This window comes from Bacillus cereus group sp. BfR-BA-01330, assembly GCF_022663885.1.
Lineage (GTDB): Bacteria > Bacillota > Bacilli > Bacillales > Bacillaceae_G > Bacillus_A > Bacillus_A cereus.
Window position 1 is genome coordinate 144,274 of record NZ_JAKUGK010000010.1, and the last position, 26,722, is coordinate 170,995.

Genomic DNA, 26,722 nt, shown 5'->3' on the forward strand with positions numbered 1-26,722 from the left:
GGAGAAAGACGATGAAAAAGTTATTTATTTCACTAACAGTCCTTTTCGTTCTTGTTATGAGCGCTTGTAGCAATAGCTCTACAGACAAAAAGAACGATGCAAAAGGTAGCAAATCAGAAACAATTACATACCAATCTGAAGATGGTAAAAAAGTAGAAGTTCCTGCAAATCCAAAACGCGTTGTTGTATTATCATCATTCGCTGGTAACGTAATGTCATTAGGTGTAAATCTTGTTGGGGTAGATTCATGGTCTAAACAAAACCCACGTTTTGATAGCAAACTTAAAGATGTTGCTGAAGTATCTGATGAAAATGTTGAAAAAATCGCTGAACTAAATCCAGATTTAATCATCGGTTTATCAAATGTTAAAAATGTCGATAAGTTAAAGAAAATCGCGCCTACTGTAACATACACTTACGGAAAAGTTGATTACTTAACACAGCATTTAGAAATCGGTAAGTTATTAAATAAAGAAAAAGAAGCAAAAACTTGGGTTGATGACTTCAAGAAACGTGCACAAGAAGCTGGTAAAGAAATTAAAGCAAAAATCGGTGAAGATGCAACAGTTTCTGTTGTAGAAAACTTCAACAAACAGCTTTATGTATACGGCGAGAACTGGGGCCGTGGAACAGAAATCCTGTACCAAGAAATGAAATTAAAAATGCCTGAAAAAGTAAAAGAAAAAGCATTAAAAGAAGGTTACTACGCATTATCTACTGAGGTATTACCTGAATTTGCTGGTGATTACTTAATCGTAAGTAAAAACAAAGATACTGATAACTCATTCCAAGAGACAGAATCATATAAAAACATCCCAGCAGTAAAAAATAATCGTGTATATGAAGCAAACATGATGGAATTCTATTTCAATGATCCACTTACATTAGATTTCCAACTAGACTTCTTCAAGAAGAGCTTTCTTGGTAAATAATACAAACATGAGGAATTCTTAATTTAAGAATTCCTCTTCCTTTATTCTATGAACAGAAAAGATGTGAAACGAATGACAAAAGATCATGATAATCCACGTTCTATAGCTTTTACATACAAACTAATTTTAAGCTTAATTGCATTCTTTCTTATTTTTATGGTTGCAATGGTATTAGGTGCTGCAGATACTTCGATAAAAGATGTATGGTTAGCACTCACTTCCTCCGCTAAAGGAGACAAAATATCTATTATTAGAGAAATACGTTTACCACGTGAAGTTGCTGCTATTTTTGTAGGAGCTGGATTAGCCGTTTCTGGAGCAATTATGCAAGGATTAACACGAAATCCACTTGCGGACCCTGGATTATTAGGGCTATCTGGTGGAGCAAATGCTGCGCTTGCACTGACACTTGCTTTCAACCCTTCCATCAGCTATCTTTACTTAACATTAGCTTGCTTTATCGGTGCTGCAATTGGCGCAATTATGGTATTTGGAATTGGTATGGTGAAAAAAGGCGGCCTTTCTCCTCTTCGAATTGTATTAGCGGGCGCTGCAGTTTCAGCATTTCTACTCGCAATTTCAGAAGGAATCGGCATTTACTTTAAAATTTCACAAGATGTATCACTTTGGACTGCTGGGGGCGTAATTGGAACAACTTGGAGCCAATTAAAAATTATTATTCCAGTCATTTCAATTAGTATCTTTATCGCTATCTTACTAGCAAAAAAATTGACAGTTCTTAGTTTCAGTGAAGAAGTGGCTATTGGACTAGGTCAAAAAATTATTGTTATTAAAACTATTTTATTTATCATTATTATCTTACTTGCAGGTGCATCTGTAGCGCTTGTTGGAAATATGGCATTTATCGGCTTAATGGTACCTCACATGGTACGCCCAATTGTCGGTCCAGATTACCGATTTGTTATACCGATGTCAGCAATTGCTGGAGCTTCCTTTATGCTACTTGCAGATACAATCGGACGTACTATTAACGCTCCATACGAAACACCAGTTGCGGCAATTGTTGCGATTGTAGGGTTACCATTCTTCCTATTCATTGTACGTAAAGGAGGAAAAACATTCTCATGATGCAATCTATTTTAAGAAAACAGCGTCTCATTATACTCGCTTTACTTATAGTAATCATCACAACCATTGTAGTTGGAATGGGACTTGGTTCAGCATCTTTATCTTATGATCGACTACTCCCAACATTAATGGGGCAAGGGACTTTTAAAGAGGAGTTTGTTTTATACTCTTTAAGACTACCTAGAATTGTCATTACATTATTAGCTGGTATGGCTCTCGCTTTATCAGGGGCTATTCTGCAAGGAATTACCCGAAATGATTTAGCTGAACCTGGTATTCTTGGTATTAACTCTGGGGCTGGTGTTGCTGTTGCTATTTTCTTTTTATACTTTCCAATAGACGTAGGTTCATTTCTTTACTTACTACCTGTCGTTGGATTTATTGGGGCATTTCTGACAGCTGTTCTAATTTACGTGTTTTCATATAGTAAATCAACTGGACTTCAACCAATACGATTAACATTAACTGGTATCGGTTTTGCATTTGCACTATCTGGAGCGATGATTGTCCTTATTTCATCCGCTGATCGTATGAAAGTGGACTTTATCTCAAAATGGATTGCCGGAAATATTTGGGGAGATGACTGGATTTTCGTTTTAGCAATGCTCCCATGGTTAATCGTATTAATTCCGTTTGTTTTCTATAAAGCAAATCGATTAAACATTTTAGCATTAAACGAACCAGTCGCAATTGGCGTTGGAATTGAAATTGAAAAAGAACGCAGGTACTTATTAGTTGCAGCCGTTGCACTTGCAGCCGCAGCTGTTTCCGTAACAGGAGGAATTAGCTTTATCGGATTAATGGCTCCTCATATCGCGAAATCTTTAGTAGGTCCAAGACATCAAATCTTCATGCCTATCGCCCTTTTAATCGGCGGATGGCTATTATTATTAGCAGATACAATCGGACGAAATATCGTTGATCCTAATGGCATTCCAGCAGGTATTGTCGTTGCTTTAATTGGGGCTCCTTACTTTATGTATTTGTTGCTTAAAAAAGCTTAAAAAACACCCTCAAGATTTCTTGAGGGTGTTTTTGTTTCATTCTACTGCTGCCCATACCCTTCAAACTTCTTCGCCAAATTCTCCATCTCATCTTCTGGCAATAGCTTTGGTTCCCCAATGCTTTTCGTTTGATAATAAATTTGAGCACAAAACTCAATCTCTTCTGCAACAGTAAACGCCATTTTTATATTATTTGCACCAGCAATTAAACCGTGATTTGCAAGTAAAACAGCACGGCGATCAATCATGCCTTCAAAAGCAGCCTCCGCTAATTGCTTCGTACCAAATGTTTCATACGGTGCACAGCGCACATTCGGTCCTGCGAAAGCAATTAAATACGATACAGCAGGAAGCTCCCATCCTAATGATGCAATCGTCTTCGCGTAAGGAGAGTGTGTATGCACAAGCGCATTTATATCTTCACGCTTCCTATAGTAAATAAGGTGCATATCTAATTCACTTGATGGTTTTCTCTCTCCTTCTACTACTTCACCATCTAGGTTTAATATAACTACATCTTCAGGCTTTGTTTCATAATACTCTAAACCACTTGGGCTAATCGCAACAAGACCTTGTTCACGATTAAAGATACTAATATTACCGCCCGTTCCCTTTGTTAAACCACTAGAAATCATTTTCTTTCCATACGCTACAATTTCTTCTCTTTCTTTTTGTAATAACATATACATCCCCCTAAGTATGAAGCTTATGATGACTGACTTTTATATTTATCTACTTATTGAAATAGCTTTTTTAAATTCTCCGTAAACGGTGCCTTTACAATCCCTTTTTCTGTAATAATCGCTGTTACATTTTCATGTGGAGTAACATCAAATGCTGGATTATATACTTTACTTTCTTTCGGAGCAGAATATTGTCCGAAGCGATTAATCACTTCAGAAGCATCTCTTTCCTCGATGGGAATTTCTTTTCCTGTCGATGTCTTTAAATCAATTGTCGGTGTTGGCGCTGCTATATAAAACGGAATGTTGTAGTACTTAGCTAAAATAGATACGCCTAATGTGCCAATTTTATTTGCTATATCACCGTTCGCTGCCACACGGTCGCAGCCAACAATTACAGCGTCAATCTTCCCTTGTGACATGACCATAGCCGCCATATTATCTGTAATAACAGTAACGTCAATGCCTGCTCGCTGCAGTTCTAATGCTGTTAACGTTGAACCTTGTAATCTAGGGCGTGTTTCATCAGAATAGATTTTTAAGTCCCATCCTTTTTCTTTCGCTAAATACATTGGAGCTGTCGCAGTACCATACTTAGTTGTCGCTAACGCACCAGCATTACAATGTGTTAATACTCCCATTCCATCATGGAATAATGTTAATGCATGTTCTCCAATTTGACGGTTAATTTCTTCATCTTCTCTATGAATTTCTTTTGCCTCTTCTAGTAATCTATTTTTCAGCTGTGAGATTGATAAGTGAGCATTATCTGTCGCTACACTTTCCATTCTTTCAAGCGCCCAAAATAAATTTACGGCAGTCGGTCTTGATGTCGCCAAGTATGTACATACCTTTCTTACTTCATCCATAAATCCTTCTTCCGTACTTTCAGCAAATTCCTTTATCCCTAAATACACTCCATAAGCTGCTGAAACACCAATCGCGGGTGCACCTCGTACTTTCATTACTTGAATCGCATCCCACACACTTTCAGCTGTTTTAAAAGATTCATAGACAATTTCATTCGGTAATAACGTTTGATCTAACAAAACTAAAGCATCATCTTTCCACTGAATTGGTATTAATTGTTCTTCCATCATATTCTCCCCTTACTTCGCGTAGTGCATTGACTGTTCTTTTAACGTTTCTACAAAACTTGTGCCCGTTCTATATTGATTCGCTCGTAAAATAAAACCCTTCGCTACTTGAAGACAAATTCGCTCCGCTCTAGCACGTGCTTCCTCATTCCCAATACAAGTAATATCTTTTACTTTCGCTAATCCAACAATACGGCGAATTAATTCCAGACCTGTCACTGCAGCTGTATCCTCTAATACAGATTGCAAATAGACTTCGCTAAAGCCTTCTTCCTTCGCCATAATCTCGGTCACATGAATATCCCAAGCACCTAAAAACTTCTGCTTAAATAAATCAATTACCTCTACCATCGTAGTTTGTAACCAATCCATATACGTATCTTTCTCAGCTCCAGGTGACATCGTTGCATCTGCATTCACCCAAGCAAACATTAAATTCGCCATTACATTCCCAACGTCATATCCCATAGGTCCATAAAAAGCAAACTCAGGATCAATAACCTTTGTAGAATCATCTCTTACAAAAACAGAACCAGTATGTAAATCACCATGAAGTAATGCCTGTGCATTCGTCATAAAAGAAAATTTACGTTTCGCTACTTCCATACGAAGCTCTTTATCACTATAAATATGTTCCCTAATCCATCCCTCATTTAACGGAAATAACTCATTACGCTTATTATGATTTGTAAATGGTTCTGAATATACGAGGTCCTCTGTAATCTCACATAATTCAGGATTTATATAATTCTTCACAAGTTCCTTCTTCTCTTTATGATTCATTACAACATCCGATGTTAACAAAAGTGTATTTACCATAAAAGTAGTTAAATCATCCGCAAGCCTCGGAAATATTTGATGATTTATAAGTGCTGTACGTAATATTGTGTGATCCGATAAATCTTCCATTACGCAACAATTCATCACACTATCAAATAAATACACCTTAGGAACAAGTCCAGGTGCTAACTCATCCTCTAACTGCAAAACATCTGATTCTATACGAATACGATTCGTCGACAACTTAAACTCATCTGAAATGCGAGCTGTATCCCCAGCTTGCTTTACGATGACAGACATGTTCTCTTTTTCATCCCAAACGCGGAACACATAATTTAAATTGCCATCACCTATTTCTTTACACTGTAACCCCTTTGCATGTTCAAACTTAGATAATTTCTCTTTCACATATGCAATCACATCTTTAGCTTCCATTAAAAAATACTTTGTGAACTTAGACATGGTTTCCCCTCCACACCAATTGTAAGCGTTTTCTAAAAGCTATAAAAAATAATAGGTTGAATTTTTTCATCCTATAAATATGTATTCTTCTTTTTGAAAGATATATCTAGGTTTTATTATATCTCGTTAGCACTTTGAGTCAATATTTCTAACTATCATCGTAATATACTTCCTAATTATATATTTGAGATGACAAAAATTGTTCAAAAAGATTTCGATTCATTTTATTTTATTTATCGCACAATTCTTTGTAAAATAGAAATAAGCAGTTCCTTTTCAAATACATAACTTCTAAGAAATATTTCCTTCCTAAGAAATTAAACTTACACACTATCTCTAACATACACACTAAACTTTCAACTACTCATCTAAAATTTATAGACTTAAAATTACCTTTCCATTCCCTGTTAGTCTTAATTGAGAATAAATATTAATTAAATTGGTATAAAGTTGGTTTATTCTCTTGACAAAATAACCACTTCTATATGATAATTAATATCGAATTAGAATTATTATAGTTAATTAAAAAATATATTTTATGAGCACACTATTTTTTGATGCTCAAAACCAACATTTAGGAGGAATTTTAACATGTTATTAATCGGCACAGAAGTAAAACCGTTTAAAGCTAATGCTTACCATAATGGAGAATTTATCCAAGTTACTGACGAAAGTTTAAAAGGAAAATGGAGTGTAGTTTGTTTCTACCCAGCTGACTTCACATTCGTTTGCCCAACTGAACTTGAAGACTTACAAAACCAATACGCAACTCTAAAAGACTTAGGCGTTGAAGTATACTCTGTATCTACAGACACTCACTTCACTCACAAAGCATGGCATGATAGCTCAGAAACTATCGGCAAAATCGAGTACATCATGATTGGTGACCCAACTCGCACAATCACTACAAACTTCAACGTTTTAATGGAAGAAGAAGGTCTTGCTGCTCGTGGTACATTCATCATCGATCCAGACGGCGTTATCCAATCTATGGAAATCAATGCTGACGGTATCGGCCGTGACGCAAGCATTCTTGTTAACAAAATTAAAGCTGCTCAATACGTACGTAACAACCCAGGTGAAGTTTGCCCAGCTAAATGGCAAGAGGGTTCTGCAACACTTAAACCAAGCCTTGACCTTGTAGGCAAAATCTAAGGAGTTCGATCAAAATGATACTAGATGCAGATATAAAAACACAACTATCCCAATACCTTCAATTAATGGAGAACGATATTTTACTTAAAGTAAGCGCAGGAAACGATAACGTATCTAAAGATATGTTAGCTCTAGTAAACGAATTAGCTACTATGTCATCTAAGATTACAGTAGAAAAAGTTGAATTAGAGAGAACACCAAGCTTTAGCGTAAACCGCCCTGATGAAAACACTGGTGTCGTATTCGCTGGTATTCCATTAGGACACGAATTTACATCATTAGTGTTAGCTTTACTACAAGTAAGTGGACGCGCTCCAAAAGTTGAACAAAAATTAATCGATCAAATTAAAAACATTCAAGGCGAATATCATTTTGAATCTTATATCAGCCTAAGTTGTCATAACTGTCCTGATGTTGTACAAGCTCTTAACGTAATGAGCGTTCTTAACCCTGGTATTACACATACTATGATTGATGGCGCTGCATTCAAAGAGGAAGTAGAAAGCAAAGACATTATGGCAGTACCAACTGTTTACCTAAACGGCGAATCTTTCGGAAGCGGTCGTATGACACTTGAAGAAATTTTAGCTAAAATGGGTAACGGTCCAGATGCATCAGAGCTTTCTGATAAAGATCCATACGATGTTCTTGTTGTTGGTGGCGGCCCTGCTGGTGCAAGTGCAGCAATTTACGCAGCACGTAAAGGCATCCGCACTGGTATCGTTGCTGAGCGCTTCGGTGGTCAAGTAATGGATACTATGGGCATTGAGAACTTCATCAGCGTGAAAAAGACTGAAGGTCCTAAGCTAGTAGCAAGCCTTGAAGAGCACGTAAAAGAATACGACATCGATGTAATGAATCTACAACGTGCGAAACGTTTAGAGAAAAAAGAACTTATTGAAGTGGAACTTGAAAACGGCGCTATTCTGAAAAGTAAGAGCGTAATCGTTTCTACAGGTGCTCGCTGGCGTAATGTTGGCGTACCAGGTGAAGCTGAGTTCAAAAATAAAGGTGTAGCATATTGCCCACACTGTGACGGTCCATTATTCACTGGAAAAGACGTAGCAGTTATCGGCGGAGGTAACTCTGGTATTGAAGCAGCTATCGACTTAGCAGGTATCGTTAAGCACGTAACTGTTCTTGAATTCATGCCAGAATTAAAAGCTGATGCTGTATTACAAGAGCGTCTTAACAGCTTACCAAACGTAACTGTTCTGAAAAACGTTCAAACGAAAGAAATCACTGGTACTGATAAAGTAAACGGTATTTCTTACATCGATCGTGAAACTGAAGAAGTTCATCACGTTGAATTACAAGGTGTCTTCGTACAAATCGGTCTTGTGCCAAACACAGACTGGTTAGGCGAAACAGTTGAACGCGTTCGCGGTGAAATCGTAACAGACAAGCACGGCGCTACAAACGTACCAGGAGTGTTTGCTGCAGGTGACTGTACAAATAATCCGTACAAACAAATCATCATCTCTATGGGTTCAGGTGCAAACGCAGCTTTAGGTGCATTTGATTACTTAATCCGTAACTAATAAAAAAGACGCGCTACCTATTGGTAGCGCGTCTTTTTTATTATATTTCATGTAAATAGTTATCAAGTTCCTTCCAACTCATTACTGTATAAGGTGTACCTACATTCAATACTACTTTTACATTTTCTGCTACTATTTGCATTCTCTTAGTTGGATTATCTCTTTTTCCTGAAGGATAAATAGCAAGTTTCATCATTTCTTGCTTTCCATCTTCATAAATCCTTTTCTTTAAACCAAATTGGTTAATTTGTTCCTTTGAAGGAACTTCTTTGCCTTCCCAGTCACATATTTCAAATAGAGGATACCTATCTCCGTGCCATTCCTCAATAATCTCAATTACTTTAAGAATAATACAACTCCCTGATACTAATTCATAACTAACAGCATCACCTGCTTTTAAAGAAGTATTAGCTATAAATCTTTTCGGCACTTTTTTAGCTTCTGGCTGCCGAGAATGTAACTGCTCTCTTAGTTTATTTAAAACTACTTCACGTTTCTTCTGTAATTTAGGTTCTTCTTCCCAACGGGCTAAATCTGCACCACTTTCTATTATTTGCAATGCCTCCTGCTTAACATTCTCTTGAAGTCTCCCTAACCTCCATTGTATGGAAGCAAATACTAACCAAAAAACAATAGTCTCTTCATTATCTAATTCATTCTTGTATTCCTCAATTACAATCCTACTTGCGTCCTCATTTGAATATTCATTTGCTAACAAATCCTTATACAGTAACTTAATATCTTCAGCAATATCGTCTGATAATATTGCTACTCCCCAAGCCCCCATACATTAACACTCCAATCTATAAACTAAAAACCTCTCATTCCCATTCTTCTCATAAGCACCTGGCAATCTAACTTCTTTCTTCAGCTCAAACGCAGTCTGATTTTCTAAGAAGAAAATATAGTCCTCAGAAGGATAATATAAAATAATATCCACTTCTCTCCCGGTTTCTTCTACTGAAAGCAAAATGTTATTTACTACATTCATAAACACTTGTACAGAAAATGGATTAAAGAAATAAAACCTATTATCATGTGGATCAATCTCATATTCCTGCGCTAAACAACATTGGAATTGAATTTTCCCCTTACTGTTTCGTGCCTTTCGTGCATAACGATCTCGATTATCCATCGCTTCTTTATAAAACTCTTCATTCATTTCAATTCCAACTGCTGAAGCACCACATTTATGATGCATATAAAAGTTTAATCGCCCTTTTCCGCACCCAAAGTCTACAATTCGGTCGCTACTTCGTATTTCATATTGATTCAATAACTCATCTAACCCGCTATACGGTGTCGGTTCATAGCGATGATAATGCATAGACTTGTTAAACCCTTTTTGCTCACCGACTGTTTTTATATGTAAAACTGCATCGTAATATTGTTCGTTCATTCGTTTTCTCCTATTATAAAATGGTACTTATTATTATACACCATGTACTGGAGGCTCATTTTTCATCAAATTAATAGGTACGTGAAATTATATTAACGATTTTCTTAATATATCTATCGTAACTTCAAATATATCAACGATTTTCTCAATATATCTATCATAACTTCAAATATATCAACGATTTTTCAAATATATCGATTTGCCGACAATTCACGACAAAAAAACAGGAGCTCTCTAGCCCCTGTCTTCTAACACTTTCAATACAGTTTGTTTCAATATTTCTACCCCATCCATAATACAACTATGATCAAACCTCATATACGGATGGTGTAATCCAGGTTGTAGGTCTGCTCCTAGTCCAAGCATGACAGCTTTTAAATGTGGTCTTTTCACTGTATAGTAATGGAAATCATCGCTTCCTGTCGTATAGAGAGGCCCTGTGCATCTCTCTTCCCCATACACTTCGAGAATACCTTTACGCATAAAGCGCTCTGCTTCTTCGGAAACCTCTGCTCCTGGTGCAAGATCCATCCATTCGTATGAAGTTTTTGATCCCATCGATGCAGCTGATTCTATTACATGCTCAATCTTTTTCTTTAATTCTTCTAATAGTATATTACTCTCTGCTCTTACATCTAAACTGAAATGACCATTTCCCGGAATAATATTTAAATTATCACCACCCGCTTGGCATCTCGTCATTTTTACTGAATAAGAACTTTGCGGTGGCAGCCAAATATTTTTCAAACCGATATTAATCATGGAAATGACATCAATTGCATTCACACCTTGATGTGGTCTTGCCCCGTGTGCATCCTCCCCATGAATCATACCCTCTAAAAATCCTGCTGCTCCATGACGAATAGATGGGGCTGCTTGTTTCAAAGATAGTTCTTCAATTGGTCTTAGATGGACGCCAAATAAGAAATCAGCATCATCTACAGCACCTTTCTCCACCATCTTCAAAGCACCATTCCCCTTCTCTTCTGCTGGCTGAAAAATAAATTTAACCGTACCACTTTTCCATCTCATATTTTTCAATTGTAAAATAAGTCCCATTACAATGGTCATATGAGCATCATGGCCACATGAATGGTTCGCTTTAAATTCTCCATTTACTTCTTGCCAAAGTGCATCCATATCAGCACGAATCGCAATAACTGGATTCCCGCCTCCAATCTCAGCAATTACACCTGGACAATCATCAAATGTTCTATATGAAATTCCTTCTTCTTTTAAAAAGTCAGTAATATACGCTGTCGTTTCATATTCTTTCCAACTTACTTCAGGGTTTTCGTGTAAATGCTGAAAAATCTCCGTTAAGCGCTCTTGTAGTTCTAATGTTTTCAACGTTCCAGTCTCCTTCCCACATTACAAACGATTCGGGTTAATTATACTTATGAAAAACAGATGTTTTTATGAACATATTGAATTTTAAGAAAAAAGTCAATTATTTATTTTTAAATACTTAAAAAGCTTACTCTGCACTTATATTACAAACTAAACAAACAACTAGAACATTCCTTATTTTCTGTTTTTTATGTTGACGCTTACATAAACTTTTAGTTATCATAACCTAATAAACGTCTATTTTACGACAATTCTAAAAATACAAACAAACATACGTAACAAGGAGGAACTTTATGAAAAAAGAAATACCTTTTGGAATAGCGATTATCCCTATTATCATTACCGTTGCAGTTATGATGGTTACAATTGTTGTATTAAAACAAACCCCTCACGTTCCACTTATTATTGGTACAACCGTTGCTTCTATTGTCGCTTGGCGTTACGGTTACAAATGGAATGATCTTGAAGAAGCAATGTATAAAGGGATTCGTCTTGCATTACCCGCTATCGTCATTATTATTCTTGTTGGCTTAACAATTGGTGCTTGGATTGGCGGTGGAATCGTCGCAACGATGATTTATTACGGTTTAAAACTTTTAACTCCATCACTATTTTTAGTTTCCATTACCGTCATTTGTTCTATCGTAGCATTAGCAATTGGTAGCTCTTGGTCTACAATGGGCACAATTGGTGTTGCTGGAATGGGAATTGGCCTAAGTATGGGAATTCCAGCTCCAATGGTTGCTGGTGCCATTATTTCAGGCTCTTATTTTGGCGATAAAATGTCACCGCTTTCAGACACAACTAACTTAGCCGCAGGATTAACAAATACAGATTTATTCGCACACATTCGTCATATGTTATTTACTACAGTTCCAGGTTTAATTATTACTCTTATCGTCTACGCGGTCTTAGGAAGAAGCTTCGGCGCTAACAATATTGATGCGAAGAGCATCGATCAAACGTTACAAGTATTGCAACAAAACTTTGTTATCTCGCCTTTTCTACTCATTATACCCGTAGTCGTTATGGTATTGGTCGCTAAAAAAGTCCCTGCTATACCAGCGATTCTCGTCGGTATTATTTTAGGATTCTTATCACAAGTCTTTATTCAAGGTGGTTCTATCTCAGCATCTGTCGGTGCACTCCAAGCTGGATTTGTTATAGACACTGGAAACAAGCTAGTAGACGAACTATTTAACCGCGGTGGCTTAGATTCGATGATGAATACAGTCTCTATGACAATTGTCGCTATGACTTTCGGAGGAGTATTAGAACATACAGGTATTCTTCGCTCAATTGTAAATCAAATTTTAAAGTTAGCGAAATCAGCAAAAGGGCTTATCGCTTCTACTATCGCATCTTGTTTTGCAACAAACCTTACTTGCTCTGAACAATATATTTCAATTGTTGTCCCTTCAAGAATGTACGCAAATGCATACACGGAAAAAGGACTACATTCAAAAAACTTATCCAGAGCATTAGAAGATGGCGGAACATTAACTTCTGTCTTCGTTCCTTGGAATACGTGCGGTGTATTTATTCTCGCAACACTTGGCGTAGGTGCATTTGAATATGCTCCTTATGCTATTTTGAATTTCATCGTACCTATTATCTCAATCATTTATGGTATAACAGGCTTCACAATTGTAAAACTATCAGACATTGAAAAAGCAGAACTACTAAAGAAACAAAAAGCTCAACTAGAAGCTTAAAAATAGCGGTAAATTCAGTTCATATAGTGCACGAGGTCGCCCTTGTTGATAGGGCATTTCCTCGCCGCAAATATGAGCATACCCGTAATCAACTAATTTCTTTAACAACCTTTCTGTCGATCTTCGAGTTACTTGTAAGTACTCAGAAAGGTCAGCTGCTGTAAACTTCAATGACGGGTGCGATTGACTAAATTGAATGATTTTTGACAAGTTGGCCGGACTAAGCTTTGTTTCCTTCGCTATTTTCATTAGTTCCGGATTATCATTTTTCAAACTTTGTACTCTCTGTTCTTTCGGGAACGGACCAAACAAATCTTTATCACTTGTTAGTATATAAAAACAACGATCTATTGGATTATTCTTTGCAAAACTTTGAGCGATTTTTGCATTTTGCTCCGCTTCTTTCACGGTTTTTCCATAACCAAATCCAATAGCTATCGTTCCTTCTATGCTCGCAAACAAGTTATCTATCGCATTTGTTTTAATAATCGATTCGATATCACCACGAGTTGTATACAAAATGCATGTCATTTCATCCACTTGTTTAAATGAACCACGTAGTTCTTTTGAAATGACATCTAGTTTTTCAAGCAAACTCGTTCGTAATTCTAAGGAAGAAATAATACAAGCACCAACAGTAGCTGAATAGCTTTTTGCTAACTCAGCTTTTATTTTTGCATCTTTTAGCCCATGTATAATGGATTGTGTTGGATCAATCATACGCTCTGAAGGAACACCTATTTTTTGAAGCTCGTCGTAAACAGCGTGAATACTAGTTAAAGCTAAATGAGCCTCTCCAGATTGATATTTAGCTACATGAAAATCGATAACTCTATTTATCTCATCTTTACTCCACAGCATATTTTCATAATCCAACACTTGCGGACTTTCTTTTATACCGATATCACGGAACACATTTGTAATAAAAGAGCGGTCTACTAAATCGATGGAAATGTTATGTGGTTGAATACTTTGATGATACATGATAGAAAGAATTGAAGATGCGACAGTTGTCTCGTCTTGCTGTAAGTATGTACTTGGAATTCGTAATTGTTCTCTTATTTCTTTTGCCATATAATAAGGTAAAGCACCTGAGAAAAAGATGACATCACAAGGCTTTAAACACTTTAATAGTTCAGAAGATTCCGCCGGATGAAGGTAAATATATGGATCAATTTCTATTCCTTCTAATTTTTGAGCAATAGGAAAAAGGTTGTCCATAAATTCCTTTGAACCGACAACTGCAATTTTTATCATCATTTTCTCCAACTCCTTATCATTAATTAACGACTATTTAACGTCAACTATATCAAATGTATAAAACTATTGTAAACAGGAAGGGGTTTCTATTCAATGAAAATTACAGCTATTCATCTTTACGCAATTCGTTTACCGCTTCGCAATCCGTTTGTTATTAGTTATGGCTCTTATTCTGATATGCCCTCTATTATCGTCAAAATGGAAACAGATGAAGGTATTATCGGTTACGGTGAAGGCGTTGCTGATGATCACGTCACAGGTGAATCGTGGGAAAGTACTTTCCATACTTTAAAACATACGCTAGCCCCTGCTCTAATTGGGCAAAATCCAATGAATATCGAAAAAATACACGACATGATGGACAATACAATTTACGGTGTTCCAACAGCGAAAGCCGCAATTGATATTGCTTGTTTTGATATAATGGGCAAAAAACTAAATCAACCTGTATATCAATTAATTGGCGGGCGCTACCATGAAGAATTCCCTGTCACTCATGTTTTAAGTATTGCCGATCCAGAAAACATGGCTGAAGAAGCTGCTTCTATGATTCAAAAAGGTTACCAATCTTTCAAAATGAAAGTTGGTACAAATGTAAAAGAAGATGTGAAACGTATTGAAGCTGTACGAGAACGTGTAGGAAATGACATCGCTATTCGCGTTGATGTAAACCAAGGCTGGAAAAATAGCGCAAACACATTAACAGCACTACGTTCATTAGGACATTTAAACATTGACTGGATTGAACAACCTGTTATCGCGGACGATATTGATGCCATGGCTCATATTCGTTCTAAAACAGACCTCCCGCTTATGATTGATGAAGGATTAAAAAGTTCTCGTGAAATGCGCCAAATTATTAAATTAGAAGCTGCTGATAAAGTAAATATAAAACTAATGAAATGCGGCGGCATATATCCAGCTGTAAAGCTCGCTCATCAAGCAGAAATGGCAGGCATTGAATGCCAAGTGGGATCAATGGTCGAATCATCTGTTGCCTCTTCCGCAGGATTCCATGTCGCTTTCTCAAAAAAAATCATTACGAGCGTAGAGCTAACAGGGCCATTAAAATTCACAAAAGACATCGGAAACTTACATTACGACGTACCATTCATTCGCTTAAACGAAAAGCCCGGACTCGGCATTGAAATAAACGAAGATACATTACAAGAACTAACCGTCTTTCAAGACGTTGTACGCTAAAGGAGGACTATCATATGACGGTTCTATACGAAGGAACATTAAAACAAAATAACGAATCATTTCACGTTACATTACTATCACTAGAGCACATCGAACAAATTTTATCACTACAAAACATTGTAGTTGAAGCACTAGAAGATAAAAGTCGTTTACAACCACTCTCACAAGAAGAATTTCAATACATTCTAGAAGGAAACGGTATGATGATCGGTGCTTTTATCGAAAACGAACTCATCGCATTTCGCGCTCTACTCGTCCCTCCTATCGACGATGAACATTTAGGGCTTGATATTGGTCTATCAGAAAGTGAACTGCACCGCGTCATCTATCAAGAAATCTCAAACGTTCATCCGAACTGCCGAGGAAATGGTATGCAAAAAATATTAGCAAACGTCATCATGGACGAATTGCAAAAAGAAGATAGCAAATATGATTATGTATGCTGCACCGTTGCTCCTTTTAACATCCCGAGTTTGAAGGATAAGTTTGCGCAAGGGATGGCGATTGCTGCGCTAAAGGAGAAGTATGGTGGTAGTCTGCGGTATGTTTTTGTGAAGAAATTGCGCGGAGATAAAGAAAGCGATTGGACGGATATTCAAAGTATTCTAATGAGTGATGCTAGTGGACAGCAGGCTTTGCTTTCGGAGGGGTATCGTGGGTATGAGATGGAGAAAACAGCAGATACTTTCATTGTGAAGTTTGGGCGATAATCTATATACTCGAAAAGAGGAGATGTCTGCTGTGACCTCTTCTCTTTTCGATTTGTTGAACAATCCTGTGGTAAATGAAATTATATCAACGATTTTTCGAATATATCTATCATAACTTACAATATATCAACGATTTTTAAAATATATCTATCAAAACTCACAATATATCAACGATTCGACAAGAAATATCGATTTACAGACAAAAATCGATATCCCTTCCTAAACCGTCATCTTCCAACTAGATAACGCTAACCAATTCTCCATTTCTTTATAATCAGGCATTATCTTCCCGACAAGACGCCAAAAAGATCGATCATGATTTAAATGAACCATATGACACATTTCATGAACAACTACATAGTCAATTACTCGCTGTGGTGCCATTGCTAGCTTCCAATTGAATGTTAGTTGTAAATTAGAATCGCAAGTACCCCAAGTACGACTACTATCTGTAATACGAATAGAACGTGGTTTTGTTTTGAAATTACTTTGATGCGCTTTAATACTCTTCTCTACTAAAGATTTACACTGCTTATAGTAAAATCGTTTTAAAGCTTGTTGTATTTTCTCATCCTTAAGCTCTTTCACATAAATATGTAACTTATCCCCTTCAAAAATCGCATTGTCTTGCTCAATGCTTGCATCTTGGGAAATCTGTATCGGATACGTATTCCCTAAATACAAAAAGCCCTCTCCTTGATCATAATCCTTTTCCTGTGGTCCACGCGCTCGCTCCGCCATTTCCTTACGTGTTGTCTGAATCCAATCCCACTTTTCCTCTAGCAACTGAACTAAGTATTCAACAGGTGTCCCTTTCGGAGCCTGCACTTCCACATTTCCATACGAATCCACAAAAAGACGCACGGACTTTTTCTTCTTATAAGTTATATGAAAATTAATTGTCTCACCTAAATATGTATGTACCATTTCATCACCTAGCATAGTATTTTTACAAATAAAAAAGAGTAGGATACGAACGTCCTACTCTACCTATTATATCATTTACTGCTTTAACGAACTCATTATCCTCTATACTTTACACCTAATCCCTTAATGAAATTCCTTGCGTATCTATCGCCACACTCTTTGTAATTTTTATGGCCTTTCTTTCTTAATAGAGCGCCTAACTCTCCTTTTGTTACCGTAACGCCTACGCTATCTAATATATCAAGTACATCCTCACTCGTTAAAGATAGTGCGATTTTCATTTTCTTTAGAAGAAGGTTATTAGCACTCTCCTTGCTCTGTACAGGTGCAGGCTGCCCTGGTTTCGGATCTTGCTTTCCTCTTTTTAAAGTAATAAATCCGTTTAAAAATGCCTCTAACATCATCATATCGCATGTTTTTACGTACTCATCTTCAGCTACCTCATCATTTTCAGCTTCATGCTGAGGAGCTCTCTTTATTTTTGTAAGCATATCAACTACGTCTTCTTTCGTTACTTCCATCCCGCCTAGTTTAAAGATTTCTACCATATCTATATCTTTTATATCTAAAGCGTATCGTACTCTTTTTAATATATCGTTGTTGCTCATTGCCATTGGGTTTCCTCCTGAAATGTTGATTATTTATTCAGCGGTTAAAGTTTATGCTATAACCTGCTTTAAATTATCATGTTTAATCTAACCTTTTAGTTATTGTCCGCTAAATTAATACTTTAACATTTTAAAGATATGTTTTATAGTCTTACCCGAACTTTTCTCTATCATTGTATCTACAGCGCTCTTACATGTTTTTTATATGCCTATAAAAAGATTTCTCTCTTAACATTAACTAAAAGAAAAAAAACAGTGTTTTGATTTCTCAAATACACTGTTCTTTTCCAGCTCTACGCTTATTTTCAACTCACTCATGTCATGCACTACATATGAAATGATTTAACTGCTTAAAAGTTAAACCGTCTCACTATCCTGAGCCACACCAACACTATCCTCAAACTTATCCAACAAAGCACGCACCTCATCAGTCGATTTCGTACTCATCAATTGATTTCTCAATTCAGCAGCTCCAGGGAAGCCTTTTACATAAATTTTGAAGAAGCGGTGAAGCCCTGTGATTGAGCGTGGCAGTACTTCTGCATATTGATCTTGAAGATCAAGTTGTAGTCTTAAAAGATCTAGGTGCTCTTTACTGCTATGCTCTCTTGGCTCTTTTTCAAAAGCAAATGGATTTTTGAAGATGCCTCGTCCGATCATTACGCCATCAATGCCGTATTTTTCAGCAAGTTCCAGCCCCATTTTACGATCAAGGATGTCTCCATTGATTGTTATTAACGTATTTGGTGCGATACGGTCACGTAATTTTTTAATTTCCGGAATTAGTTCCCAATGCGCATCTACTTGGCTCATTTCTTCTCTTGTGCGTAAATGAATAGAAAGGTTCGCAATATCTTGTTTGAAAATGTGAGTTAACCAATCTTCCCACTCGCTTAACTCTTTAAAGCCAAGTCTTGTTTTTACGCTGACAGGTAGTCCGCCCGCTTTTGCTGCTTGGATAAGTTCTGCTGCAACGTCTGGACGTAGAATAAGGCCACTACCTTTTCCTCTTGATGCTACGTTCGGAACTGGGCAGCCCATATTAATATCAATGCCTTTAAATCCTAACTCTGCCATACCAATACTCATTTGACGGAAGTATTCAGGATTATCTCCCCAAATATGTGCTACCATCGGTTGTTCATCTTCTGTAAAAATCAAACGGCCACGTACACTTTTCATACCTTCTGGATGGCAATAGCTATCCGAGTTTGTAAACTCTGTGAAGAATACGTCCGGACGACCTGCTTCACTTACTACGTGACGGAAAACAACGTCTGTCACATCTTCCATTGGTGCAAGTACGAAAAATGGTCGTGGTAATTCACGCCAAAAATTATCTATCATTTCAAATTCAAATCCTCTCACTATGAATACAATTTCAAAATCTCAATTTATAATTTGTGAAAATCAGCAATATTTATTTTAACTAAAATCGCTTATGAATGGTATTTTTGTAAACCAAAAAGCAGATGGTATAGATTTTCCTATATCAACTGCTTTCCTATTATACTAACTTAAGCCAAGCCACACACTCCACGTGAGTCGTATGCGGGAACATATCAACAGGTTGTACTTCCTGTGTTTTATATCCGCCTTCTTCTAGTACTTTTAAGTCACGTGCTAATGTTGCTGGGTTACATGATACGTATACGACACGGTTTGGCTTCATGTCGATGATTGTGTTTAGTAATGCTTCGTCACAGCCTTTACGCGGTGGGTCTACGACCATTGTGTCAGCAATTACGCCTTCTTTGTACCATTTTGGAATAACTACTTCAGCTTCTCCTACGCCAAATTCAGCGTTTGTCATGTTGTTTAGTGCTGCGTTTCGATTTGCGTCTTCAATTGCTTCTGGGACGATTTCAACGCCGTACACTTTTTTCGCTTTTTGCGCTAGGAATAACGAGATTGATCCGATTCCGCAATAGGCATCAATTACTGTTTCGTTACCGTTTAATTTTGCGTATTCTAACGTTTTATCGTATAGCACTTTCGTTTGTTCTGGATTTACTTGATAGAATGAACGTGCTGAAATCGCAAATTTAATGTCACCGATAAAGTCATAAATATATTCTGATCCGTATAATACTGTCGTTTTGTCTCCGAAAATTACGTTTGTACGCTTCGTATTTACGTTTTGAACAATCGATTTTACTTCTGGGAATTTCGCTGCAATTTCTTCAATAATTGCTTTTTTGTTCGGCAATTCTGCTGTACGTGTAATGAAGACCAGCATAATTTCTCCTGTTACTTGCCCGTAACGAGCCATTACGTGACGAAGTGTTCCTTTGTTACGCTCTTCGTTGTACGCAGTGATACCGTGCTTTTCACAAATACGTTTTACTTCTTGAATTAATGTATCGTTTTCTTCTGCCTGAATTAAGCATGATTCCATATTAATGATATCATGCGTTCCTTGGCGATAGAAACCAGCTACAAGTCCGCCTTCACGTTCTCCGATTGGTACTTGTGCTTTATTACGGTATACCCACGGATTTTGCATGCCAAGTACAGGATGAACAGGAACATCACCTAGTCCTCCAATGCGCTGCATAACGTCACGTACTTGCTTTTCTTTCGCCTGTAATTGTCCCTCATATGATAAGTGCTGAAGCTGACAACCGCCGCACTGATTATATACTGGGCATTCAGCATCTTTACGATATGGGCTTTCTGTATGAAGCTTCATTAAACGACCAAATGCAAAGTTTTTCTTCACTTTAATAATTTTAATTTGCGCTTCTTCACCTGGTAATCCGTTTTTAACGAAAATAGGATAGCCCTTTACTTTCGCAACACCGGCACCATCATGTGTTAAATCTTCAAATACTACATCTATAAACTCGTTTTTCTCAACTGGTGGCGTCATTTTAGTACTCATTTTCCGACCTCTCTTTTTCATAACACTGCGTTACATTTTATCATACTTATATGGTCTTTTTCTATTGGAAGAAAAAAAGCTATTGACGATACTTCTCTGTTAATGTTACGCTACTACTAATTTAATACGGACGATGTTACCTCATATATACTTGATAATATGGATCGAGAGTTTCTACCCGGCAACCTTAAATTGCTGGACTATGGGGAAAACTAATGAATATTAGCCTATGCGCAAAAAAGGACTCATATTGATTAGCTTTCTCTCATAGATGAAAGTGAATCCATATGGGTCTTTTTTTATTTTTATTTTTCTAAAAGGTCAGACATCTTACGTATGACATAAAACCTCATTCCTTTATTTTTAGTAATATAACGAGCGTTTTATGTACAAACTTTATACGAACTTCTGAAAGGGGCAACTACATGCAATATGTAATGAGCATTATCGGTATTATTGCCGTGTTAGGTTTATGTTTTGCTTTGTCAAACAACAAAAGTAAAATCAACTTCCGTGCAATTGCAATTATGATTGGTTTCCAAATTTTAATCGGTTGGTTTATGTTTGCTACAAAGATTGGTCAACAAATCATTATTTTCATTAGTAAAGTTTTCAACAAACTAATTAAACTTGGTACGACAGGTGTCGATTTTCTCTTTAATGGAATTCACAGAGATTTTGTCTTTTTCTTAAACGTATTATTAATTATCGTATTTTTCTCAGCACTACTTTCAATCTTTAGTTATTTAGGTGTTTTACCATTCATCGTTCGCGTTGTCGGCGGTGCTATTTCAAAAATTACTGGTTTACCACGTGTTGAGTCATTCCACGCAGTAAACTCTGTATTCTTCGGTTCAAGTGAAGCGTTAATCGTTATTAAAAACGATTTACAGCATTTCAATAAAAACCGTATGTTTATCATTTGTTGTTCTGCGATGAGCTCCGTTTCTGCTTCTGTTACAGCATCATACGTAATGATGTTAGATGCAAAATACGTACTGGCAGCTCTTCCGCTAAACTTATTCTCAAGCTTAATCGTTTGTTCGTTATTAACACCAGTTGATACGAAGAAAGAAGATGAAGTGATTCAGAAATTTGATAGAACTCTATTCGGAGACAGCTTTATCGGCGCAATGATTAACGGTGCGCTTGATGGTTTAAAAGTAGCTGGTATCGTTGCCGCATTAATGATCGCCTTTATCGGTGTGATGGAAGTTGTAAACTACGTAATTAGTGCAGCTTCAGGCGCAATGGGACATGCTGTTACTTTACAACAAATCTTCGGTTACGTACTTTCTCCATTCGCATTCTTAATGGGTATTCCAACTCAAGATATTATCCCAGCTGGTGGTATTATGGGTACGAAGATTGTTTTAAATGAGTTTGTAGCAATCCTTGATTTAAAAGACACAGCTACAACATTAGCTCCACGTACAGTTGGAATCGTTACAGTATTCTTAATTAGCTTCGCAAGTATTAGCCAAATTGGTGCAATCGTTGGTACAATCCGTGCCCTTTCTGAAAAGCAAGGAAGCGTTGTTTCTAAATTTGGTTGGAAAATGCTATTTGCATCAACACTTGCTTCTATTTTATCTGCGACAATCGCTGGATTGTTTATTTAATAAAAAATCACCTTACTTTAACAAGTAAGGTGATTTTTTTGATTCTTTATGAAACCGAGTGAAATTCAACTGCTTCTTCTGTATTAATAATCCTATCTTTATATATACCTTTTATTGAAATGTAAATGATAGATTTGTTTATGTTTTTTAACTTTCCTAATGAAAAATGATAAAGTAATCCATCGCTTTTTAAAGTCCACATCTTCCCACTCCATGGACCAGTAGCTTTTTGTTCATCCGACGCCTTTATTTCACCTTCATATTCGCATTCTCCCAAAGGAGTTTTAATTGTATTCTTCTCTGTATCAATTCGAATATTTTTAATTAGCTTCAAATTTTCATCAGAGAGAATTTGAATTTCATGATCTTTCTTTTTAAAAAAGAGTTTTCCGTCTTTGGTATTTATATATTCTGCATTATCCATTTTATCTATCATAAAATCATATTCTTCTTTTGTAATACCTAAGTTTTGATGATAAGGAAACGTTTTTTTCGGTATAATTTCTTCTTCGGCATACTTCAAATACCAATCTAAATTATTTGTAATACTATTGCTCATTTTATTTCCGATTTTCTCTAATTTCTCTTTTATCTCATAAGGAAATTCTAGTGTCATAATATCCGCCGTCACTTCCGCATTCATAAGATGCGATGGAATATACTCTTCCACGCTATTCGCTTTACTCACTTCACTTTGACAACCAACTATAAATAGCGATATAAAAAAGATATATATTATTTTTTTATATTTCATTTCTATTCTCCACTCCATACATTATTCTTACTTAGTTTTATAGCGGTTTTCATTATAGTATAAAATCTTTATATTTTAATAAAATACATATCCTTATGCAAAATTGCATATTAATATGTATTCTTCTTACTTTAAAATTAGCTTAAATCACTTTCCAAATTATACAAATAATAAGTTAAAAATGTTATAATTTTCAAAAAACCATTGGAGGATATTATGAAAGCCCACGCAATTTTCGATTTCTTACATTTACTAGTCTTAACGCTGAAAAGCTATTATGTATGGGGAATGCCTATCTATGTCTTCATTATTCCTCTTATCTTTGTAGTCGGTTATATTATTATTAATTCTAATAAGAAACAAAAAAATACATCTATTCAAAGTCACTAATCTATTACCTTAATAGCCTCCTAAAAATCATATTCCCCTCATTTTCTTCAAATGATATGATGAACAAGGGTATATCCCCACCACTCTTATAGCGGTGGGGATTTTAATGTCAATATGCAACATACTACACAATAGAAGGTGATTTTTATGAGAAAATACGCAGCAATTGCTTTATGTACGTCTGCCATTCTAGCAGGCTGCAATACTAGCAATGTAAGCCAAGAACCTAAAAAAGAGAAAAAGGTTCAAGAAGTAGCTATACAAAAAGAGACTCTACAAGAACAAGGTAAAATTTCTTATACTCCCATCACACACGAATCTACAAACACAAGTATTCATATTACAGACTTAAAAGATTCTTTAAATGAAGTACAATATAAAATTTGGCGCACAGCTGATGGAAAGGAACGTGCTAAATCTTTTTCTTCTAAAGAAAAAGAGAAACAATTCACACTTCCTTTTGATATAAAGGAATTTGAAGGAAAACGCGGTGAGTTCCAAATTGAAGCAATAGGAATGAAAGAAGATGGGAAAACAATCCCGCTTACGAAATCTACTATTACTTTCGAACAAAAGGTTCCTGTTCTTATGTATCACGCAATTGATGATTATCATGGTCAAGGTATTAAAGACTTATTCGTATCACCAGCTAACTTTGAAGCACAAATGAAACATTTAAAGGACAATGGTTATACGCTTTTAACGTTTGAACGCTGGGGTGATATAAATAAAGTAAATAAGCCGATTTTCGTTACATTTGATGACGGTATGAAAAATAATATGAATGCATTTCGCGTTTTACAAAAGCTAAAAGATGATACTTTTAAACCGGCAGCAACAGAATATATGATTGTTGATAACGTTGATGTAGAAGGAGCATTGTCTACTTCTGAAATAAAAGAAATGGTTGATTCCGGCATTTTCTCGGTGCAATCTCATACTGCAACACATGCAGACTTACCGAAAATTACAAACTATGAGGAAGAGTTAAAAGGTTCAAAAGAAAAACTAGAAAAAATAACAGGTAAGCCTGTTATCGCGATTGCTTATCCATTCGGTCATGTAGATGATAAGGTTGTTACAGAAACGAAGAAGTATTATCAATTTGCGACGACGACAAAGCCTGGGCAATTCATTACGAAGGGTGAACCTGATGAATTGTTAAAGATGAAGCGCGTTCGTATACACCATACAACGACTGTAGAGCAGTTTGCTTCCTCAATTAAGTAAATGTAAGAGCTCAATACATTTTGAGCTCTCTTTTTACTTTATATTTATATATATTTTTAGAATTTTCTTGTATTATATATAGTAAGAAATCTTTCAAATTAAAGGAGATTATACATATGTCATTTGAACAAACGTTAGAAAAATATGCTGCTCTTGCAGTTAATGTTGGTGTTAATATTCAACCTGGACAAACTTTATCAATTAGTGCACCTCTTGAAGCTGTACAATTTGTACGCCTCGTTACAGAAAAAGCATATAAATCTGGTGCAAAACACGTATATGTAGATTGGAATGATGAGACGTTAACACGCTTAAAGTTCGATCTAGCTCCTGAAGAAGCTTTCGCTGAATTTCCATCTTGGAAAGCACATGCTCGTGAAGAATTAGCAAAAGAAGGCGCTGCATTTATGTCTATCTATGCAGAAAACCCTGATTTATTAAAAGGTGTAGAAGCATCGCGTATTGCAACAGCTCATAAAGTAGCTGGAGAAGCAATGAAAGTATACCGTGATTACGTACAAGCAGATAAAGTAAGTTGGTGTGTCATTTCTGTTCCTACGAAAGAATGGGCTGCGAAAGTATTCCCTGACGTAGCGCCAGAAGAACAAGAAGCAAAGTTATGGGATGCTATTTTCAAAGCTACTCGTGCTGATTTAGAAAATCCTGTAGAAGCATGGAAAGAACATGATGAAACATTACATACAAAAGTGGATTACTTAAACGAAAAGCATTATAAAGCTCTTCACTATACAGGTCCTGGAACAGATTTAACAATCGAACTTCCAGAAAAACATGTATGGGCTGGTGCTGGTAGCTTAAATGAAAAGAACGTACCATTTATGGCTAATATTCCAACTGAAGAAGTATTTACAATGCCACTTAAAACAGGTGTAAACGGCCAAGTTTCTAGTACAAAACCGTTAGTATTTGCAGGTAATATTATTGATAATTTCACGTTAACATTTGAAAACGGGCGTATCGTAGACTATAAAGCTGAAGCTGGTGAAGAAGCTTTAAAACATTTAGTAGAAACAGATGAAGGTTCTCACTTCTTAGGAGAAGTAGCTTTAGTACCTCATGACTCACCAATTTCAAACACAAATGTTTTATTCTACAATACACTATTTGACGAAAATGCATCTTGCCACCTTGCAATCGGAAATGCTTATGCATTTAACTTAGTTGGCGGAAAAACAATGTCTAAAGAAGAACTTGCTGAAAACGGCGCAAACGCTAGTATCACACACAACGACTTCATGATTGGATCAGCTGAGCTTGATATTGACGGTATTACTGCTGATGGCAGACATGAGCCTATCTTCCGTAAAGGTAACTGGGCGTTTTAAATTTATTACCATAAAGAAACACATTGGATAATCCAATGTGTTTCTTTATTTATTTGGTCTCAATTCAAATTTTATCGTTCTATTTTCATGCGTAAACTCCGGTCTATACGTAGCGATATACGTATTTTCTTTCGCTACGTCAAATAGCATGATATCTTGAATTTTTTCATCTGGTGCTAACTTTTTACTAATAAAGCTATCAGGGTTATTATATTCTTTAAATCTTGTACCTTTCTTATCGGTAATCTCAAATTCATAAAATGCAAAAGGTATTTCCTTTTTACTATTATTTTCTACTTTGAAAATAATCCCCAAAATCTCCTCTTTCTTTTTATTCTCATCATAATCCGGATATCCTAATTTAACTGAATCGATAGTTACTTGCAAACCATCTACGTCTACTGTCTCCCCTATTTTATACACTTTATCTTGAACATCTTCTTGTTTACTTTCATTACTATCTTTAGTCTCAGTGCAAGCACTTAAACTAAAAGCTATGCCAAAAATTAAAACAATTTGACTTACCTTTTTTAACATACTCTTTCCTCCACATAAGACAATATTTCATATGTATCATAACA

Annotated in this window: 25 protein-coding genes and 1 riboswitch; of the genes, 12 read left to right on the forward strand and 13 right to left on the reverse strand. The window is 36.2% G+C overall.

The genetic code is table 11. The features are described from left to right. Window positions 1–11 precede the first annotated feature (11 nt). Genes MR112_RS25295 through MR112_RS25305 form a run of 3 tightly spaced genes read left to right on the forward strand, consistent with a single transcriptional unit; the run spans window position 12 to window position 3,025 of the window. Window positions 12–932: an iron-hydroxamate ABC transporter substrate-binding protein gene (locus MR112_RS25295; RefSeq protein WP_000732597.1), complete on the forward strand. Its 921-nt coding sequence runs from the start codon at window positions 12–14 to the stop codon at window positions 930–932. Window positions 933–980: 48 nt separating this feature from the next. After that, a complete protein-coding gene (locus MR112_RS25300; protein WP_002025239.1) occupies window positions 981–2,021 on the forward strand; it encodes a FecCD family ABC transporter permease in 1,041 nt (346 codons plus the stop codon). Beyond that, complete coding sequence (locus MR112_RS25305) at window positions 2,018–3,025, forward strand: FecCD family ABC transporter permease (protein WP_000983752.1); 1,008 nt, start codon at window positions 2,018–2,020, stop codon at window positions 3,023–3,025. The genes MR112_RS25300 and MR112_RS25305 overlap by 4 nt, the downstream gene beginning before the upstream one ends. A gap of 41 nt (window positions 3,026–3,066) precedes the next feature. Here the strand turns inward: MR112_RS25305 and MR112_RS25310 are convergent, their stop codons facing one another. Genes MR112_RS25310 through mtnK form a run of 3 tightly spaced genes read right to left on the reverse strand, consistent with a single transcriptional unit; the run spans window position 3,067 to window position 6,047 of the window. Beyond that, window positions 3,067–3,708, reverse strand: a complete 642-nt coding sequence (locus MR112_RS25310) for an L-fuculose-phosphate aldolase (protein WP_000926557.1) — start codon at window positions 3,706–3,708, stop codon at window positions 3,067–3,069. A gap of 53 nt (window positions 3,709–3,761) precedes the next feature. Beyond that, complete coding sequence (gene mtnA, locus MR112_RS25315; protein ID WP_086404248.1) at window positions 3,762–4,808, reverse strand: S-methyl-5-thioribose-1-phosphate isomerase; 1,047 nt, start codon at window positions 4,806–4,808, stop codon at window positions 3,762–3,764. Between the two features lie 9 nt (window positions 4,809–4,817). Further along, a complete protein-coding gene (gene mtnK, locus MR112_RS25320; RefSeq protein WP_048656936.1) occupies window positions 4,818–6,047 on the reverse strand; it encodes an S-methyl-5-thioribose kinase in 1,230 nt (409 codons plus the stop codon). A 591-nt stretch (window positions 6,048–6,638) separates the two neighbouring features. On the opposite strand from mtnK, the gene ahpC reads away from it, so the two are divergent. Together ahpC and ahpF are read left to right on the forward strand one after the other, a co-directional pair. Continuing rightward, the gene (ahpC, locus tag MR112_RS25325) at window positions 6,639–7,202 is read left to right on the forward strand and encodes an alkyl hydroperoxide reductase subunit C (protein ID WP_000924420.1); all 564 of its coding nucleotides are present in this window, start codon (window positions 6,639–6,641) and stop codon (window positions 7,200–7,202) included. Window positions 7,203–7,216: 14 nt separating this feature from the next. Beyond that, the gene (ahpF, locus tag MR112_RS25330; protein WP_242245602.1) at window positions 7,217–8,743 is read left to right on the forward strand and encodes an alkyl hydroperoxide reductase subunit F; all 1,527 of its coding nucleotides are present in this window, start codon (window positions 7,217–7,219) and stop codon (window positions 8,741–8,743) included. 40 nt (window positions 8,744–8,783) lie between these two features. On the opposite strand, the gene MR112_RS25335 is transcribed toward ahpF, so the two are convergent. The 3 genes from MR112_RS25335 to MR112_RS25345 all read right to left on the reverse strand — a co-directional run bounded on the left by MR112_RS25335 (window position 8,784) and on the right by MR112_RS25345 (window position 11,492). Then, window positions 8,784–9,530 (reverse strand): hypothetical protein, encoded by a 747-nt coding sequence (locus MR112_RS25335; RefSeq protein ID WP_000501503.1) that lies wholly within the window; start codon window positions 9,528–9,530, stop codon window positions 8,784–8,786. A 3-nt stretch (window positions 9,531–9,533) separates the two neighbouring features. Then, the gene (locus MR112_RS25340) at window positions 9,534–10,142 is read right to left on the reverse strand and encodes an SAM-dependent methyltransferase (RefSeq protein ID WP_001005624.1); all 609 of its coding nucleotides are present in this window, start codon (window positions 10,140–10,142) and stop codon (window positions 9,534–9,536) included. 234 nt (window positions 10,143–10,376) lie between these two features. Next, entirely contained in the window at window positions 10,377–11,492 is a 1,116-nt protein-coding gene (locus MR112_RS25345) for a M20 peptidase aminoacylase family protein (RefSeq protein ID WP_088349459.1), read from the reverse strand. 293 nt (window positions 11,493–11,785) lie between these two features. Here MR112_RS25345 and nhaC point away from each other — a divergent pair, with 293 nt between their 5' ends. Next, a complete protein-coding gene (nhaC, locus tag MR112_RS25350) occupies window positions 11,786–13,207 on the forward strand; it encodes a Na+/H+ antiporter NhaC (protein ID WP_242245614.1) in 1,422 nt (473 codons plus the stop codon). Here the strand turns inward: nhaC and MR112_RS25355 are convergent. Continuing rightward, on the reverse strand, window positions 13,196–14,467 hold the full coding sequence (locus MR112_RS25355) for a transcriptional regulator (protein ID WP_139849821.1): 1,272 nt from the start codon (window positions 14,465–14,467) through the stop codon (window positions 13,196–13,198). The two genes, nhaC and MR112_RS25355, sit on opposite strands and share 12 nt — an antisense overlap. A 93-nt stretch (window positions 14,468–14,560) precedes the next feature. Between MR112_RS25355 and MR112_RS25360 the strand changes: the two genes are divergently transcribed. Beyond that, window positions 14,561–15,670: a mandelate racemase/muconate lactonizing enzyme family protein gene (locus MR112_RS25360; protein ID WP_226368471.1), complete on the forward strand. Its 1,110-nt coding sequence runs from the start codon at window positions 14,561–14,563 to the stop codon at window positions 15,668–15,670. Between the two features lie 14 nt (window positions 15,671–15,684). Next, the gene (locus tag MR112_RS25365) at window positions 15,685–16,380 is read left to right on the forward strand and encodes a hypothetical protein (RefSeq protein WP_000217554.1); all 696 of its coding nucleotides are present in this window, start codon (window positions 15,685–15,687) and stop codon (window positions 16,378–16,380) included. Between the two features lie 219 nt (window positions 16,381–16,599). On the opposite strand, the gene MR112_RS25370 is transcribed toward MR112_RS25365, so the two are convergent. The 4 genes from MR112_RS25370 to rlmD form a co-directional block, all read right to left on the reverse strand. Next, entirely contained in the window at window positions 16,600–17,307 is a 708-nt protein-coding gene (locus MR112_RS25370; RefSeq protein ID WP_000233759.1) for a M48 family metallopeptidase, read from the reverse strand. 95 nt (window positions 17,308–17,402) lie between these two features. Next, window positions 17,403–17,921 (reverse strand): YehS family protein, encoded by a 519-nt coding sequence (locus tag MR112_RS25375; protein WP_001251702.1) that lies wholly within the window; start codon window positions 17,919–17,921, stop codon window positions 17,403–17,405. A gap of 351 nt (window positions 17,922–18,272) precedes the next feature. Continuing rightward, entirely contained in the window at window positions 18,273–19,262 is a 990-nt protein-coding gene (locus MR112_RS25380) for a tRNA dihydrouridine synthase (RefSeq protein ID WP_000566708.1), read from the reverse strand. A 160-nt stretch (window positions 19,263–19,422) separates the two neighbouring features. Then, entirely contained in the window at window positions 19,423–20,799 is a 1,377-nt protein-coding gene (gene rlmD, locus MR112_RS25385) for a 23S rRNA (uracil(1939)-C(5))-methyltransferase RlmD (RefSeq protein ID WP_113304227.1), read from the reverse strand. 121 nt (window positions 20,800–20,920) lie between these two features. Beyond that, a riboswitch (purine riboswitch) is annotated at window positions 20,921–21,022 on the forward strand. A 202-nt stretch (window positions 21,023–21,224) separates the two neighbouring features. Between rlmD and MR112_RS25390 the strand changes: the two genes are divergently transcribed. Beyond that, entirely contained in the window at window positions 21,225–22,421 is a 1,197-nt protein-coding gene (locus tag MR112_RS25390) for a NupC/NupG family nucleoside CNT transporter (protein ID WP_001200484.1), read from the forward strand. A 46-nt stretch (window positions 22,422–22,467) separates the two neighbouring features. Here MR112_RS25390 and MR112_RS25395 read toward each other — a convergent pair whose 3' ends face one another. Then, a complete protein-coding gene (locus MR112_RS25395) occupies window positions 22,468–23,175 on the reverse strand; it encodes a hypothetical protein (RefSeq protein WP_078404135.1) in 708 nt (235 codons plus the stop codon). Between the two features lie 216 nt (window positions 23,176–23,391). Between MR112_RS25395 and MR112_RS25400 the strand changes: the two genes are divergently transcribed. From MR112_RS25400 to MR112_RS25410, 3 genes are all read left to right on the forward strand, one after another. Continuing rightward, window positions 23,392–23,565, forward strand: a complete 174-nt coding sequence (locus tag MR112_RS25400) for a hypothetical protein (protein ID WP_000643592.1) — start codon at window positions 23,392–23,394, stop codon at window positions 23,563–23,565. 147 nt (window positions 23,566–23,712) lie between these two features. Then, on the forward strand, window positions 23,713–24,795 hold the full coding sequence (locus tag MR112_RS25405; RefSeq protein WP_016125351.1) for a polysaccharide deacetylase family protein: 1,083 nt from the start codon (window positions 23,713–23,715) through the stop codon (window positions 24,793–24,795). Window positions 24,796–24,911: 116 nt separating this feature from the next. Continuing rightward, complete coding sequence (locus MR112_RS25410; protein ID WP_000007349.1) at window positions 24,912–26,141, forward strand: aminopeptidase; 1,230 nt, start codon at window positions 24,912–24,914, stop codon at window positions 26,139–26,141. A 45-nt stretch (window positions 26,142–26,186) separates the two neighbouring features. Here MR112_RS25410 and MR112_RS25415 read toward each other — a convergent pair whose 3' ends face one another. Then, window positions 26,187–26,678: a DUF4352 domain-containing protein gene (locus MR112_RS25415; protein ID WP_000915110.1), complete on the reverse strand. Its 492-nt coding sequence runs from the start codon at window positions 26,676–26,678 to the stop codon at window positions 26,187–26,189. Window positions 26,679–26,722: the final 44 nt, after the last annotated feature.

Bases quoted from the DNA above. Each gene is read 5' to 3' on its own strand.
- MR112_RS25295 (WP_000732597.1), top strand. From the start codon at position 12: ATGAAAAAGTTATTTATTTCACTAACAGTCCTTTTCGTTCTTGTTATG.
- MR112_RS25300 (WP_002025239.1), top strand. From the start codon at position 981: ATGAACAGAAAAGATGTGAAACGAATGACAAAAGATCATGATAATCCA.
- MR112_RS25305 (WP_000983752.1), top strand. From the start codon at position 2,018: ATGATGCAATCTATTTTAAGAAAACAGCGTCTCATTATACTCGCTTTA.
- MR112_RS25310 (WP_000926557.1), bottom strand. From the start codon at position 3,708: ATGTTATTACAAAAAGAAAGAGAAGAAATTGTAGCGTATGGAAAGAAA.
- mtnA (WP_086404248.1), bottom strand. From the start codon at position 4,808: ATGATGGAAGAACAATTAATACCAATTCAGTGGAAAGATGATGCTTTA.
- mtnK (WP_048656936.1), bottom strand. From the start codon at position 6,047: ATGTCTAAGTTCACAAAGTATTTTTTAATGGAAGCTAAAGATGTGATT.
- ahpC (WP_000924420.1), top strand. From the start codon at position 6,639: ATGTTATTAATCGGCACAGAAGTAAAACCGTTTAAAGCTAATGCTTAC.
- ahpF (WP_242245602.1), top strand. From the start codon at position 7,217: ATGATACTAGATGCAGATATAAAAACACAACTATCCCAATACCTTCAA.
- MR112_RS25335 (WP_000501503.1), bottom strand. From the start codon at position 9,530: ATGGGGGCTTGGGGAGTAGCAATATTATCAGACGATATTGCTGAAGAT.
- MR112_RS25340 (WP_001005624.1), bottom strand. From the start codon at position 10,142: ATGAACGAACAATATTACGATGCAGTTTTACATATAAAAACAGTCGGT.
- nhaC (WP_242245614.1), top strand. From the start codon at position 11,786: ATGAAAAAAGAAATACCTTTTGGAATAGCGATTATCCCTATTATCATT.
- MR112_RS25355 (WP_139849821.1), bottom strand. From the start codon at position 14,467: ATGATGATAAAAATTGCAGTTGTCGGTTCAAAGGAATTTATGGACAAC.
- MR112_RS25360 (WP_226368471.1), top strand. From the start codon at position 14,561: ATGAAAATTACAGCTATTCATCTTTACGCAATTCGTTTACCGCTTCGC.
- MR112_RS25365 (WP_000217554.1), top strand. From the start codon at position 15,685: ATGACGGTTCTATACGAAGGAACATTAAAACAAAATAACGAATCATTT.
- MR112_RS25370 (WP_000233759.1), bottom strand. From the start codon at position 17,307: ATGGTACATACATATTTAGGTGAGACAATTAATTTTCATATAACTTAT.
- MR112_RS25375 (WP_001251702.1), bottom strand. From the start codon at position 17,921: ATGGCAATGAGCAACAACGATATATTAAAAAGAGTACGATACGCTTTA.
- MR112_RS25380 (WP_000566708.1), bottom strand. From the start codon at position 19,262: ATGATAGATAATTTTTGGCGTGAATTACCACGACCATTTTTCGTACTT.
- rlmD (WP_113304227.1), bottom strand. From the start codon at position 20,799: ATGAGTACTAAAATGACGCCACCAGTTGAGAAAAACGAGTTTATAGAT.
- MR112_RS25390 (WP_001200484.1), top strand. From the start codon at position 21,225: ATGCAATATGTAATGAGCATTATCGGTATTATTGCCGTGTTAGGTTTA.
- MR112_RS25395 (WP_078404135.1), bottom strand. From the start codon at position 23,175: ATGAAATATAAAAAAATAATATATATCTTTTTTATATCGCTATTTATA.
- MR112_RS25400 (WP_000643592.1), top strand. From the start codon at position 23,392: ATGAAAGCCCACGCAATTTTCGATTTCTTACATTTACTAGTCTTAACG.
- MR112_RS25405 (WP_016125351.1), top strand. From the start codon at position 23,713: ATGAGAAAATACGCAGCAATTGCTTTATGTACGTCTGCCATTCTAGCA.
- MR112_RS25410 (WP_000007349.1), top strand. From the start codon at position 24,912: ATGTCATTTGAACAAACGTTAGAAAAATATGCTGCTCTTGCAGTTAAT.
- MR112_RS25415 (WP_000915110.1), bottom strand. From the start codon at position 26,678: ATGTTAAAAAAGGTAAGTCAAATTGTTTTAATTTTTGGCATAGCTTTT.